At 44.3% G+C, this 14093-nt stretch carries 14 protein-coding genes and 1 pseudogene; 8 read left to right on the top strand and 7 right to left on the bottom strand.

Annotation, left to right across the window (positions count from 1 at the left end; all coding sequences use genetic code 11):
• From OCV20_RS24685 to OCV20_RS24665, 5 genes are all read left to right on the top strand, one after another.
• Entirely contained in the window at nucleotides 1-993 is a 993-nt protein-coding gene (locus OCV20_RS24685) for a sugar kinase (protein ID WP_048609956.1), read from the top strand.
• A gap of 9 nt (nucleotides 994-1002) precedes the next feature.
• A complete protein-coding gene (locus OCV20_RS24680) occupies nucleotides 1003-1629 on the top strand; it encodes a bifunctional 4-hydroxy-2-oxoglutarate aldolase/2-dehydro-3-deoxy-phosphogluconate aldolase (protein ID WP_017068137.1) in 627 nt (208 codons plus the stop codon).
• 129 nt (nucleotides 1630-1758) lie between these two features.
• Nucleotides 1759-2262, top strand: coding sequence for a YgjV family protein (locus tag OCV20_RS24675; RefSeq protein ID WP_050653036.1), 504 nt, complete (start codon nucleotides 1759-1761; stop codon nucleotides 2260-2262).
• A gap of 272 nt (nucleotides 2263-2534) precedes the next feature.
• The gene (locus OCV20_RS24670) at nucleotides 2535-4583 is read left to right on the top strand and encodes a glycoside hydrolase family 3 protein (protein WP_086774069.1); all 2049 of its coding nucleotides are present in this window, start codon (nucleotides 2535-2537) and stop codon (nucleotides 4581-4583) included.
• Between the two features lie 64 nt (nucleotides 4584-4647).
• Nucleotides 4648-5028: a hypothetical protein gene (locus OCV20_RS24665; protein WP_017057786.1), complete on the top strand. Its 381-nt coding sequence runs from the start codon at nucleotides 4648-4650 to the stop codon at nucleotides 5026-5028.
• A 108-nt stretch (nucleotides 5029-5136) separates the two neighbouring features.
• Here OCV20_RS24665 and OCV20_RS24660 read toward each other — a convergent pair whose 3' ends face one another.
• Nucleotides 5137-6591 (bottom strand): glutathione synthase, encoded by a 1455-nt coding sequence (locus OCV20_RS24660; protein WP_086774070.1) that lies wholly within the window; start codon nucleotides 6589-6591, stop codon nucleotides 5137-5139.
• A 117-nt stretch (nucleotides 6592-6708) separates the two neighbouring features.
• Nucleotides 6709-7656 (bottom strand): LysR family transcriptional regulator, encoded by a 948-nt coding sequence (locus OCV20_RS24655; RefSeq protein ID WP_060980720.1) that lies wholly within the window; start codon nucleotides 7654-7656, stop codon nucleotides 6709-6711.
• Nucleotides 7657-7782: 126 nt separating this feature from the next.
• On the opposite strand from OCV20_RS24655, the gene add reads away from it, so the two are divergent.
• Both add and OCV20_RS24645 read left to right on the top strand, forming a co-directional pair.
• Nucleotides 7783-8781, top strand: a complete 999-nt coding sequence (gene add / locus OCV20_RS24650) for an adenosine deaminase (protein ID WP_086774071.1) — start codon at nucleotides 7783-7785, stop codon at nucleotides 8779-8781.
• 118 nt (nucleotides 8782-8899) lie between these two features.
• On the top strand, nucleotides 8900-9466 hold the full coding sequence (locus OCV20_RS24645) for a sugar O-acetyltransferase (protein ID WP_086774072.1): 567 nt from the start codon (nucleotides 8900-8902) through the stop codon (nucleotides 9464-9466).
• A gap of 114 nt (nucleotides 9467-9580) precedes the next feature.
• Here the strand turns inward: OCV20_RS24645 and OCV20_RS24640 are convergent, their stop codons facing one another.
• The 4 genes and pseudogenes from OCV20_RS24640 to OCV20_RS24625 form a co-directional block, all read right to left on the bottom strand.
• Entirely contained in the window at nucleotides 9581-10414 is an 834-nt protein-coding gene (locus OCV20_RS24640) for a hypothetical protein (protein WP_086774073.1), read from the bottom strand.
• Nucleotides 10415-10452: 38 nt separating this feature from the next.
• Nucleotides 10453-11074: pseudogene (locus tag OCV20_RS24635) on the bottom strand (HAD family hydrolase).
• Nucleotides 11075-11248: 174 nt separating this feature from the next.
• On the bottom strand, nucleotides 11249-11731 hold the full coding sequence (locus OCV20_RS24630; RefSeq protein WP_086774074.1) for a prepilin-type N-terminal cleavage/methylation domain-containing protein: 483 nt from the start codon (nucleotides 11729-11731) through the stop codon (nucleotides 11249-11251).
• 47 nt (nucleotides 11732-11778) lie between these two features.
• The gene (locus tag OCV20_RS24625; RefSeq protein WP_261881461.1) at nucleotides 11779-12327 is read right to left on the bottom strand and encodes a helix-turn-helix domain-containing protein; all 549 of its coding nucleotides are present in this window, start codon (nucleotides 12325-12327) and stop codon (nucleotides 11779-11781) included.
• A gap of 209 nt (nucleotides 12328-12536) precedes the next feature.
• Between OCV20_RS24625 and OCV20_RS24620 the strand changes: the two genes are divergently transcribed.
• Entirely contained in the window at nucleotides 12537-13457 is a 921-nt protein-coding gene (locus OCV20_RS24620) for an IS5 family transposase (RefSeq protein ID WP_086773621.1), read from the top strand.
• A 35-nt stretch (nucleotides 13458-13492) separates the two neighbouring features.
• On the opposite strand, the gene OCV20_RS24615 is transcribed toward OCV20_RS24620, so the two are convergent.
• Nucleotides 13493-13798, bottom strand: a complete 306-nt coding sequence (locus tag OCV20_RS24615; RefSeq protein ID WP_238382943.1) for a hypothetical protein — start codon at nucleotides 13796-13798, stop codon at nucleotides 13493-13495.
• Between the last annotated feature and the right edge of the window lie 295 nt (nucleotides 13799-14093).

Here is a 14093-nt window from a genome sequence, read left to right as displayed (position 1 = left end):
ATGAAACATATCGCCATTATTGGTGAGTGCATGATCGAGCTTAACGGCAAACCGTTCGGCTCAATGCATCAAACGTTTGGCGGAGACACACTCAATGCTGCGGTTTATCTAAGCCGCGGTTGCGAGGCCAACCTCAATCAAGATGACATCAAAGTGTCCTACGTCACGGCTTTGGGCGCAGACCCGATTAGCAAGGGAATGTTAGAACGCTGGCAACAAGAAGGGGTGTCGACTGACCTTGTTCTACAAGACAGCCAACGTACTCCAGGCCTGTACCTAATTCAGCTTGATGACGCAGGTGAACGTACCTTTCTGTATTGGAGAAATCAGTCGGCTGCGCGCTACCTACTGCAGCACCCAGATTTCAATCAGATAAAACAGGCACTGCGCAATGTCGATATGATCTTTCTCAGCGGTATCACATTAGCGATTCTGCCTGAGCAAGATCGTATCGAGCTATTGAACATCTTGGTTGAGTTGAAGACACAAGGCGTTGAGATCGCCTTCGACAGTAACTTCCGCCCTGCACTTTGGCCACAGGACGAAAACCAAACCGTCAAAAACAGCTACCAAGCCATGTATACATTGACGGATTTAGCGTTAGTAACATTCGATGATGAGCAGTTAATTTGGGGAGATGCTTCACCTGAACAAACTATCGAACGTCTAACGACGCTGGGTGTTAAGCGATGCATCGTCAAACTGGGTGCAGATGGCTGTCTCATTCAAGATGCCACCATTCAGGGTGAAATAAATCCAGATTCTGGTACCGCTTCGGCTCCACGGGCGGTGCCGACCCTACCTGTTGAACATGTCGTTGATACGACCTCGGCAGGAGACTCATTCAATGGTGGATTTTTATCTGCTTACCTTGCGGGCGAAGACTTAACAAAGTCATGCCAGCGCGGTAACACCATGGCAGGCGTCGTTATCCAACATCGTGGTGCCATTATTGCAAAAGAACTAACTCAAGCGGCCATCACAGCCATTTAAGGAATACCAATGTCTAACATCAAACAACAACTGAAAACACTGAAAGTTATCCCTGTGATCGCTATCGACAACGCTGAAGACATCATCCCTCTGGGTAAAGTGTTAGCTGAAAATGGTTTACCTGCAGCAGAAATTACATTCCGTTCGGAAGCTGCAGTTGAAGCTATTCGTCTACTCCGTGAATCACAACCAGATATGTTGATCGGCGCAGGCACTGTGCTCAATCGTGAGCAGGCTATCGCGGCTAAAGAGGCAGGCGCAACGTTCGTCGTTTCTCCTGGATTTAACCCAAACACGGTAAGAGCCTGCCAAGAGATTGGTATTGATATCATTCCTGGGGTCAACAACCCGAGTACAGTAGAAGCCGCTCTAGAAATGGGTTTAACCACATTGAAGTTCTTCCCAGCTGAAGCATCAGGTGGCATTAACATGGTTAAGTCACTTCTTGCGCCTTACACGGATATTGAGATCATGCCGACAGGTGGCATTAACCCAAACAACATTAAAGACTACCTAGCGATACCTCGAGTGCTCGCATGTGGTGGTACTTGGATGGTAGATAAGAAGCTGATTGAAGAAGGTAATTGGGAAGAGTTGGCTCATTTAACTCGTGAAGCCGTTAAGTTAGTCAATTAAACCTAATGTAATAGCACCTTTAGCGTTATATCTAGCCCTCCTTTTGGAGGGTTATTTTATGGTTGAGCATTATTCTCTCAAAGTTAATATTTAATCGTGCTCTATAGCATCTAAAAATAAAGGCTAAATATGGAAAACTGGATAACACAAGGAGTTGGCGGCCTGGCTTTTTGTATCGGTGTAATGGCCTTTTGGCAAAAAGATGATATGCGTTTTCGCTACCAGATGATGATCTTTTGTTTTGTCATGAGTATCCATTTCATATTAATGGGTGCCATAGTGGCGGCTATAGGCGTAATTATTAATGCAATTCGCAGTTACGTATCGATAAAAACTCAATCGCGCAAAGTGATGTGGTTCTTTATTGGCTTGATGTGGTGTATGACTTTACCCAACATGAATCATTTCTTTGAATTTATTACGGTTGTTGGTTCATCCGTTGCGACATGGGCACTCTTTTCAAGACAAGGCATCGCATTGAGGTCCTTGATCTTATTCAATTCCTTCTGTTGGGCTAGCCATAACATTTGGATTGGTTCGATTGGCGGGTCCTTTGTCGAAATCACCTTTATTGTCACCAACATGCTCACTATCTATCGTTTACATCAGCGCAGATTGTTAACTATAAAATAGGCAATATATTTTTTATTCTAGATTTAAAATATGGAAGTAATACATCACTAATTAAATGGGGAATTAATTGGATATCAAAAAATTAAATCTAGTTAAGTTTACGTTATTTAAACATCGTCAATATATTTCCAATACTAAATTGAATTAAATCACCAATTAAATTTATATGGTGATCCAAATCTTTAGTTTGATTTATTTTGGTTAACCAATAATCCATTAATTATTAAAATTGGTCATGTACTTATTATTATACCAACAATAGGACCGTGACCATGAAGCGTCTTACCCTGACACCTATAGCAATCGCGTTACTTCTTGCAGGATGCAACTCATCTGATAGCGACAATAACTTCCAACAGCCCCAAGTTCACTCTCGTGTTCATGATGTATTGAGCGTTGAGGGCTACCAATTCCGAGATTCTAACGGTAATGGAACACTGGAACCTTTTGAAGACTGGCGATTATCTCCAGAAGAGCGAGCAGCAGACTTGGTTAGCCGCATGACGCTAGACGAGAAAGCCGGCATGATGCTCATTGACACCTTAAACTCGTCCGAAGGTGGGCTTGTTAGCAGCACAGGGCAAGACATGATTGCCGATGCCCAAATGACGCGCTTTATCTTCCGTAACACCGTTATCGAAACACCAATGAATGCACCTGACTGTGATTCTGGCCGTTCAGGCTGTCAGATAACCCCAACAGAAGCTGCCCAGTTCATGAATAGTGTTCAAGAACTGCGTGAACAAACTCGAATGGGTATCCCCGCTCTATTCAAGTCCAATGCTCGTAACCACATTGACCCATCGGCAAAAGCAGGGATCAACGTTTCTTCAGGTGCCTTTTCTGCTTGGCCTAAAGAGGCCGGTTTAGCAGCCACTCGCGACATGGATTTAATCACTGAATTTGCTGGCATCATGAATGAAGAATGGTCTTCAATTGGCCTGCGCAGTATGTACGGATACATGATGGATTTGGCGACAGAACCTCGCTGGTATCGTGTGCACGAAACCTTTACCGAAGATGCCGATTTAGCGTCTGACATTATGCGTTCACTGATCAAAGGCTTGCAGGATGGCGGTGAGGTCAACGAAGACAGTATCGCGCTAACCATCAAACACTTCCCTGGCGGCGGTCCACAAGAAAACGGCGGTGACCCACACTATGACTTTGGAAAGAACCAAGTCTATCCAAAGAACAATTTTGATTACCACCTAAAACCGTTTATTGCCGCGATTGAGGCTGGCGCTTCTTCAATCATGCCTTACTACGGAATCCCTGTAGATCAAAAGTGGATGCCAAACGATGTTGGCATGTCCTTCTCCAAAGGTATTGTCACCGACCTGCTCAGAGACGAATTGGGCTACACAGGTAACGTGAACTCAGATACCGGCATTATTGGTGAGCGAGCATGGGGTGTAGAACACAAAACGATTGATGAGCAAGTTGCAATGGCGGTCGAGGCTGGAGTCGATGTTCTTTCAGGTTTCCATGATAAAGAAGTCATCGTGAAACTGGTCGAAAAGGATCTGATCACCGAAGAACGTGTCGACCTATCAGTAACACGCTTACTTGAAGAACAATTCAAGCTTGGCCTTTTCGAAAACACTTACGTTGACGAGAAAAAAGCCCAAGAGATTTTAGGCAATGAGAAGTACCAAGAACGCGCTGATTACGCACAGAAAAAGTCTGTCGTCTTACTTCAAAATACCAATAAGACTCTACCTTTAGCTGAATCAACCGCACAGGCTCCTGTTGCTCTGTATGTCATGGGAATGGACGAAAACATTGCTGGAGACGACAAGTACAACTTTACCGTGACTTCGGGTGATTACGAAGCGGGAGAAACGCGTCCACCAGTACCAGCCGATACGGACTATGCGGTTATTCGTGTTCGCGTATCTAACGAAGGTTCAGATCCTGATCTTATCTTTGGTGGTGCGAACCCAGACGAACTCGATATTCTTGCATTCAGTGAAATGGCTACAGCTGCATCTTGGCATATTGAACCAAGCCTAAGCGACATCAAAGCCGTTATGAGCGAAGTGGGTGCTGACAATACAGTATTGTCCATCAACTTTAGACAACCCTTCGTGCTAGACGATCAAAGTAATCTTAAGCAAGCCGGTGCCGTGATCGCCACATTTGGTGTCTCGGACAGCAACCTAATGGAAGTACTTTCAGGTAACTTTGTTCCTCAAGGAAAACTGCCATTTGCTTTAGCGAACAGTGCCCAAGCCATTCAAAACCAAGACTCAGACTACCCTGGGTATGATCAAGCCGACACCCTTTACCCGTTCGGACATGGTTTAAGTTACGAATAATATTTGAGCTAATTCAGGCAGTGTTGAGCACTGCCTTTCCTTCTTAGATACCAAGGACAAAGTCATGGAACATATCTTACAACTGGGTTGGGATGATCACGCTATTCCACATAAAATCTGGATAGAACAATACTACGATGGGTGTCGTATCTGCTTGAAAGTCGTAAAGGACGTTGAGCCAGAAATGCTCTCATTGATTGTTCCAAATATTGATGTGCAAACCACTCATAAAGCGTGGCAAGGTAAAGCGACGAACATTACACCGGCCTATGATGACGGCGTGTTATTCACGCAAACTCGCTCGCTATTCAATTTGCCTCACGGCTGCGTGATCTGGGCGGTAACACATATCCAGATGCAAAACGGCTTAAAGATGTCGGCAGACAAATTGTGCTTCGTACCAAAATACAGCAATCAAGATTCTTGTTTTAAGGTTCCAGCGTAACGCAACGACAAGCTGAGTCACTAACCCAACTTGGCGCTAATCTGTAAAGAATCATAAAAAAGGCCAGCGTATAAACGTTGGCCTTCTGTCTGTCATCAGAATTAAGCACTAATCAATCAACACCAGCGAATCGAGAATCCCTTTTCCACTGTGGACTCCACCTTCATTTTCGCTAGCGGGTTTGCTGCGGATTAAGTAGCCCGCGTAGCCGCCAAGCTCTGTTACTGGTTCACCTTGGTAGTAAGCGGTGAACAAACCCACTTCGCTGACTAAGTCTGTCACGAGCGTTTGTTGGGTATCACGCACTGCAATAGTCGGCACGTCACGTTCGTGTGGGTATAAGCGCTGCATCAGTGCCCATGCGTCGTACTCTTCTGGCTTAAGTTGACTCAGTTGCTGGCTTATATCGTCACCAAAAACACAGTGGCCACCTCCCTCACCTTGGTTTTTCAACACCCACTCTTGCTTATTAGCTTGCGTGTTAAACCACTCTATCGATTCACTGGTAACTGGCTTCATATCGGCTAATACACTCTTGACCAGTTCGGCTTCTTGTAACGTTAAACCCCAGCGTGCGTATTCTGTTGCTGGCATCATGGTCAGCAGCATTTGCATGGTTTTACTGGTCGCTAACTGTTGGCTGATGGTCGCGTTCATTGCGACATGGTGTTGTTCCATAAATAAGCGAGTCTGACTTAGCGTGTGGCAACAAACCGATTCGTTGAGTTCTGGAGCCCAGTAATCAGAATACTGATAGCCAGCTCTTAGATACACCACATCGACCGCGCCAACATCTTGCAGCAACAAACGTTGGTTATCTCCTGTTGAAAGCTGACAGCTCAACTGTTCAAAAGTACGACGCACCGTGCGAATGCCTTGCTTTTGCAGTTCAACTTCGAGCAAATGTTGGTCATATACGTTGTCTTCGTTCTTCTGCACCACCATCAAGAAAACTGGTTTATCTTGCTCATTAAAATCGGTTTTCACTTGCCTTGCAGCATTAGCGATACCATAAGCCAACTGCGTTAAGCCTTGGTTTTCAGCCGGTGTTGCTGACAATTCTTCCAACCAATTGTTATAAACGTTTGGCCACTGATTTTGCATGAACGCATGAAATTCCGTTGCGCGTTGACCAAAAGGCGCCATTCCTGCAGCAATGCCATTAAACTCAATCACTTTTGCACCGTGTTGGCGGTCATCCATGAAATCAGTACGCATCAACAACAAAGGTTGTCGAGCTGGATTCAAGCGCTCATCGGCACTGCCATGGGCCTGTTGATGAAGCTCCATCAAGCGACCAAAAAACGGATCGGCTTTAGCCATATCGCTCAATGATGACTGTAAAAAGTCATGGTCTTCCGAGACATTGTTGATGAGCTTGGTGATAAGCGGCGTCACCTTCAACAGGTGTTCAAAAACCTCACGCTCAATACTCATTGGAGCAAGGCTAAAAGGGCAATGTCTCGCGGTATTGTCAGACTGACGAAAAGCGACACCGTGCATAATGGCCCACTCACAAGCATCTTCAATTACTTGCTGCGGAATCAATGGCATTGAATTCATTTAGATATCTCATTCTTGGCGGGCATTTGGCACCCGTAGTAAGACGATGCTCATTCTAAAAAGACGAAATAAATTTCAAAAAGTTATTTCACCGTTTTGCTCATCGTTGCTTGAAGTTTACAGCTGAGGTTCTTGAGTCTTATTAACAATGAGGTCGCGAAGCCATTTGTGGCTTGGTTCAGAGTCAAAGTAACGATGCCAAAGCAAAAACAAACCACCGGGAACCAACTCAATGGGAATTGGCTTCATCACCAGCTCGCCACTCTCAATATAGTCACGAACCGAGTTGTACGGATAACACATCAGCAAATCGCTTTGTTTGCACAGCTTTACTGCGCTGGTGATGTCCGACACGTTGGCGGCTTTGTTAATTTGAAGCTGTTTTGCTTGCAAGATCTCCAGAAGCAACCAGTCGCCAACGCCACCAGTGACTAACTGAATATGACGGTATTTAAGGAAGGCTTGCAGGTTCCAATCTTCTTGAAGCACCGGGTGATCATTACGCATCAAACACACAGAGTAATCTTGCAGCAATTCGACATGGTTTAGCTCAGCAGGGATATTTTGAATGTGAGTACTCGCTCTTTCATCGAGCTCAAAAATTCCAATCCCAAAATCGACCTCACGCTTTAGTAGGCGCTTGAAGGTTTCGCTACTCCAAGTAGTGCTGTTTACCGTAATGTTCGGCGCATCTGCCAACGCATTAGGCATAAATTTAGGATAGATCGCGGTATAAGCTGTTTCAACAAGATCGATATTAAAAGTGCGCTCGCTGTCTTTCGGCTCAAAAATGTCCGGCACGGTTAGCTGTTCAACTTGCAGAAGGATCTGATGAATCTTAGGCGCTAAAGAGGTGGCTTTCGGGGTTGGAAACAGACCTTTTGACTCGCGTTCAAACAAAGGGTCATCAAACAAAGAGCGTAGCTTGGTGAGTTGTTTACTCACCGCAGACTGGCTAAGGAACAATCGCTCTGCCGTTTTGCTCACGCTGCGCTCTTCAAGCAACACGTGTAAACACAGCAGTAAATTCATATCACATTTGAGTAAGCTCTTAACATCTACCATGATATTCCTTAGATTCAGATTAATGATGACTTTATGTCACTTTAAATCATATCACAAACTTGTTAATTTAAGCCCATGTAACCTATGAGTTAATAACTCAAAAAATAATAGACCTAAGGAATACTCATGAACTTTCTAGCACTCCCTAAGATTGATCTGCACTGCCACCTAGACGGAAGCGTTCGTCCAGACACCATTATTGATCTGGCGAAACAGTACGGAATCGAACTTCCAGAAGACCGTGAAGCGGTAGTTAAGTCTCTAACAGTGCCTGAAGATTGCAAAAACCTTGATGAGTACCTAGCTTGCTTTAGCCTGCCACTGCAAGTGATGCAAACGGAAGAAGCGATCGAACGTATATCTTTTGAGCTTTACGAAGACGCTGCACTAGAGAACGTTAAATACCTTGAAGTTCGTTTTGCACCGATTCTTCACGTAAACAAGGGCTTGACTCTTGATGCGATCATCGCAAGTGCGGTTAAAGGCATGAAGCGTGCAGAAGAGAAATACGACATCAAGGGCAACTACATCATGTCTGTACTGCGTATGTTCCCTAAAGACTCGATCAAGGACGTGATCGACGCAGGCCAACCTTACCTAGGTAAAGGTGTGGTTGCATTTGATATCGCTGGCGGTGAAAAGCCTGGCTTCTGCGCTGAATTCCCGGAGTACACGCAATACGCGATCGAAAAAGGCTACCGTGTGACGGTTCACGCAGGTGAGCAATGGCATGGTCAGAACGTTTACGATGCCGTAACACAGCTTGATGCTGAACGTATCGGCCACGGTGTTCACATTCAAGGTAACGAAGACGCATACAACATCGTTAAAGAGAAGCAAGTTGCGCTTGAAACTTGCCCAACAAGTAACGTGCAAACTAAGTGTATTCACAAATTCAGCGACCACCCAATTGCTGAGTTCAAGAAAGACGGCATCGTTGTAACGATCAACACAGATAACCGTACAGTGTCGAACACAACCATGACTAACGAAGTGAAACGTGTGTGTGAAACATTCGGTCTAACAAAAGAAGATTACGCAGAAATCTACAAGTACTCTGTAGAAAGCGCTTTTGCTTCAGACGAAGTGAAACAGCACTTGATGGGTTTCGTTGAGCAAATCTAATTTAAGCAATCTTGATTGCTAAGTAGAAAAACAGGAAGAGAAAGGCTGAGGCTTTTCTCTTTTTTTATGCCCAATTATCCGTATTCTAATATCGATGTTGACGAATGGGATGCAAACAATGAAAACAGAACTCGAGAAAATGCTGTCCGGCGAGATTTTTGATGGCGCAGACCATGAAATAGACCACATGCGTACTCACGCCAGCAAGGCGCTGTCAGACTTCAATCAATGTTCAGACGATACTCAGCAACCAAGCCTGCAAGCTAATCTGTTTGGTAAAGTAGGAAGCAGCGTTGTCCGTCCTCCTTTTCATTGCGAGTTTGGCAAAACCATCGAGATCGGTAACGACACCTTTATCAACATGAACGTGGTAATGCTTGATGGCGCGAATATCAAGATTGGTAACAATGTATTGATAGGGCCAAGTGCCCAGTTTTATACGGCCTCTCACTCACTGGATTATCTCAGCCGCCGTAAGTGGGAAACTTTCTGCCTACCTATCACAGTCGAAGACGATGTGTGGATTGGTGGAAACTCAGTCATCAACCAAGGCGTGACGATTGGCGCTCGCTCAGTTATCGCAGCGAACTCAGTAGTCAACAGTGATGTACCACCAGATTGCCTATATGGCGGCACGCCAGCCAAGTTGATTCGACATTTGAATGCCGAACAAGCCCGCGACTAAACAAGAAAGCGCGTATCCAAATCTAAAAAGAGCGATGTTTCAATAACATGGCTCTTAATCTAATAAGCGGCATTGCTCTATCATACAGTTAACTTTCTACACAGTTTATCTCATTCACTGCTCTGAGGCCTGTAATGGGCTTCGATCTAAAGCCTTCTCATACTCGGTTTGTGGTGAGCTAAGATAGGTAGTTTTCACGAAATCCTTCCACCCTGAAAATAGCGACTCTATCGGCTCATTCGTTATTACAGATACATCGCCATTACTCTTTATGAGCTTGATAAAAGCCTCTTCTCCCCAAGAACGCTCGATAAATTCACCGATGGTATAACCGACTTCGTAGATTGTTGCACCACCATTAGGGTTTATGTATAACTCTTGAACAAGCCCATCAAAACGGGCTTTGATTGCATTCCTATTATTCATGTGAAACCAGTAATCTTCAGACTTATAGATAGCCACGGCTTCCCACAACCAACGAGGGTTGTTCACGAAATTGGGGTTCACTTGAAGTGTCAGTAAATGCACAAATTCATGCAGTGCCGTTCGTTGAATTTCGCCACCAAAATAAAGCAGCCTGATTTCATTACTTTGAGGCTCGATGTAGCCTGTAGAAAACGCATATCGCTGACCAATACTACGCTCTTGCTCATCTAAGTACGCCTTTTGGCTTTGCCATACTCTCACCGTTATAACCGGTATCGAGTCAAGACCGAAGCTCTTCATCAAAGGAATCTGTTTGAGCAATAGCTCGTTGTGAATACTTGGAATTATCGCAGGTGAAGTTCCATCATAAAGGACAAACTTGAACTGTCCTTTATCTGATTCATAGCAACCATCACATGCTTGTTCACCGCGAATTTGAAGCACGACGGCCGCGACTAAAACCAGCACCGACATAGTCAAAAACAAGAATGTAACGATAGACTTAGGTGGGTATCTTTTCATTTTCTACATCCTCAAATTTGAACTTAACCGCCGAGGCGTCAGTCTATTAAATTAACGCCGAGGGCCTGTAAGCTAATTTCACACTGAACGGCATCGGTAAACTGAATAGCAGCCATACCCACAGCTTTCGCACCTTCGACGTTATAAGGCATGTCATCGAGGAAGACGGTTTCTGAAGCTTTGAGCCCATAATTAGATAACAGCGCTTGGTAGATTTCAGGTTGTGGCTTAAGCAAACCAAGTTCAGCGGATACTGCCGCACCATCAAACAACGTCCAAAATTGATAAGTATTTTTTAAGTATTCAACAATCTCGACCACATTGTCGGTAAGCGCGTACACCATAACCCGATCGCTTTACACGCTCGATGAGTTCAACTGAACCATGCAGTAAGATTTGCGTTTGCTTAACGTAATAGAACAAGCGTTCGCACTCTAACGGGGATAAGTCGAGTTCTTGTTGATAACGCAGCTTGGCCTCACTTTCGGTCAAGAATCCTTTGTTCAAATCCATCCAAATCGTACTTTGAAAAATAGAACGAGCTCGAGACTCCAATTCTTCAGTATCACCAAAAGTAAGCCGGGCAATTTCCAGAGGAGCCCAACGCACAATGACATTGCCTACATCAAACACCACATTTTTGATTTCATTAGAACTCATACACACTCCCGTTATCACCATGTCATTGATGGAAAAGCGGCACAAAGTGCCGTACATCAAGATTCATAGCGAACGTTTATAAATTAAAAGCCTTGGGTAGAATATACAATCAATGGAATACAAAAAAGGCCATCATTACGATGGCCTTCTCAATATCAATAAGCTAAGAAATAACTAACATAAATCGGCTTCCGACGAGAATATGGTTGGTGCTCCGGCAGAGGCGTTCGAACGATAAATAACGACGCAGGTTTCGTTTGGCTGCGCGTTGTCAAAAGAGTAGACAATCACCTCATTAGGAACCGAAGCAGCATGAGCGCCTAACATCTTCCAATCACTGTTCTCACCACTTAACCCTTGTACCGCAATTCCTATTCCCATTTCAGACGCTGTCGGATAACCATAATCAGTTTGGACTCCGTTGACCGTTGTTCCTTGGCTTGAGGACACCGGTAGATTCTCTAGGCCTTCAATGGCAGCTTTGCCATAAACAATCGCAGCCGCACCTTCCATTGAACCTTTAAGGCCTTTTAATGCCGCCGCTCTCGCGTCTGACTGAAGCCCTAAGAATTTAGGGGCAACAACCACAGAAAGAATGCCAAGTATCACGACGACAACAACAAGTTCAAGTAAGGAAAAACCGTTTAATCTTTTCATAGTCAGTATCTTACGTTATAGAACGAAAGACAGTATACATAGAAGGGTTATAATTTTATACCATCACCCATACTTTTATTATTCTTTTTCCATTGAAGTGGTGTTATTCCGTTCGATCGCTTAAACGCTCTTATAAATTGTGAGGCATCTGCGTATCCCAAGTGAAGTGCAATATCTGAGATCGAATAATCTTGCTCAGTCATAACGCGCTTGGCGAATTCAAAAGACAGGGTCTCTTTAATGGTTCGAAAGGTCGTCCCCTCTTCACTAAGAGCCCTCTGAATTGTGCGCTTACCAATCCGGTTTATCTGACCAAACGAGACCAAATCTACATCGACTCGGCCGATATAAGGAAGTAATGCTTGTGTCACCTTGAAGGTGGAAGTAGTAGCCGTTGATACCGCTTTGATTGAGCAATCTCGATCAATGGGGTTATACGAAATACACGTCTCAGTTTGACCTAAGTACTGTGGCGTTTCCGTTTGTATTCTCAACTCACTTAACGCACTCGCCGACACTGAAACTAAGTCGTAGCGAATCGGCTTATCAATATCAGTCTGTTGGGATTTAAAATAAGCGTGGCTATAAACGATCAAAAACAGCTCGGATTCAATACCATTGAGCGAGCTATTAGATACTCGAAATGAAAGCTTTAATGACTGTGAAGACGATTCGACTGACCATTGTTCAAACGGAAAAAGAGACAGAAAATCTTGAGCTAAAAGGGGCTTTGTTGCGTAATTCAATGGAACTAAATCAAGAACCTACGATCTGATCAGCTACCTCCACTCTATCTCGTAGTCCTATGCCTAAGCCTCGTTATAAAACAACCAACTGGAAGCAATACAACCGATCACTCATTAACCGTGGTTCTCTGACTTTTTGGATTGATGAAGAAGCAATAAGCGGATGGGCGCAAAGCAAACAGAATAAGCGCGGTAGGCCGCGTCGGTTCAGTGATTTAGCTATCACGACAGCACTCATGGTCAAACGAGTTTTTTCTATGCCATTGAGAGCGCTGCAAGGATTTATCGACTCGATATTTAGGTTAGCCCATGTACCGTTAAGTTGTCCGCATTACACCTGCATCAGTCGTAGAGCCAAGCAAGTTGAGGTTTCATTTAAGACTAAAACGAGAGGAGCGATACAGCACCTAGCCATTGATGCTACTGGCCTTAAGGTTTATGGCGAAGGTGAATGGAAAGTCAAAAAACATGGGACGGATGGCAAGCGTAGAGTCTGGCGAAAGCTGCATATTGCAGTCGATACCAACACTCATGAGATCATTGCCGCCGAGCTAAGTTTATCGACGGTTACAGATGGAGAAGTACTCCCGAACTTACTGAAACAAACACGCCGAAGTATCCTTGAGGTGTCTGGTGATGGCGCTTACGACACGAGAGCGTGTCACGCTGCTATTAAGATTAAGGGAGCTATTGCGCTTATTCCCCCAAGAGAAGGGGCTGCCTTCTGGGAGCGTGGTCACCCTCGAAATTTCGCCGTGGGTTGCCAGAAATTATACGACTCAAATAAGTATTGGAAAGAGCGGTATGGATACCACAAACGTTCACTCTCAGAAACAGCGATGTATCGAGTTAAACAGTTGCTAGGAGGGAAACTGAGCTTAAGAAATTACAATGCCCAGGTGGGTGAAACTTACGCGATGATAAAAGCGTTGAACAAGCTTACTGGGTTAGGTATGCCTGAAACTTGTCGTATTGACTAAGAAACAAGCGAAACGGGTTGGCTCTATCTCTAAATTTAATTACGCAACAAAGCCGCTAAAAGGTTAGAAAAATCGAGTTCGAGAGCGGCACGTTGAGCACTGCCTAATAACGAAGAAACAAACACCTCGGATGGTAATACCTTCCTCAAACCCTCTAAGAACTGAATAAAAACATTAAACGAAACATATTGAGCAGGTGAAGTATCCATTGAGAATGGCATGCTCACTTGAACTGCGAGCGCTTCTATCGCGGCGTGATATGGAGTTAATGACTTATCTTCTCGGACGCACTGCTGGAAATGACTCACAACACTCTTCGCAATCAATGGTAATTCAAGCATCAGTTCACAATTCCTTTGTCTTGTTCAAAACAGGTTAAATCCACAACTCAACCCAATGTCGGCATCAATTTCCGCATCAATACAGTCTAAGTCCAGTGACACAAAATGCACATTTTACTTTTCTAGCTTAGCTACTATTACCTCAAGTTAACAAGAGGCGCTTTAAGTTTTTAGCATTAAGGCGAAATCACAATTCAGGACGTAACGCTTTGATTACAAAGTATGACAGGGTTATCAATTTTAAATAACTCAACGATATCGTCAGGGTCTACTATTAAATCTAGGCATAAATATA

This window comes from Vibrio coralliirubri (genome assembly GCF_024347375.1).
GTDB lineage: Bacteria > Pseudomonadota > Gammaproteobacteria > Enterobacterales > Vibrionaceae > Vibrio > Vibrio coralliirubri.
This window is presented reverse-complemented; position numbering and strand designations above follow the sequence as displayed.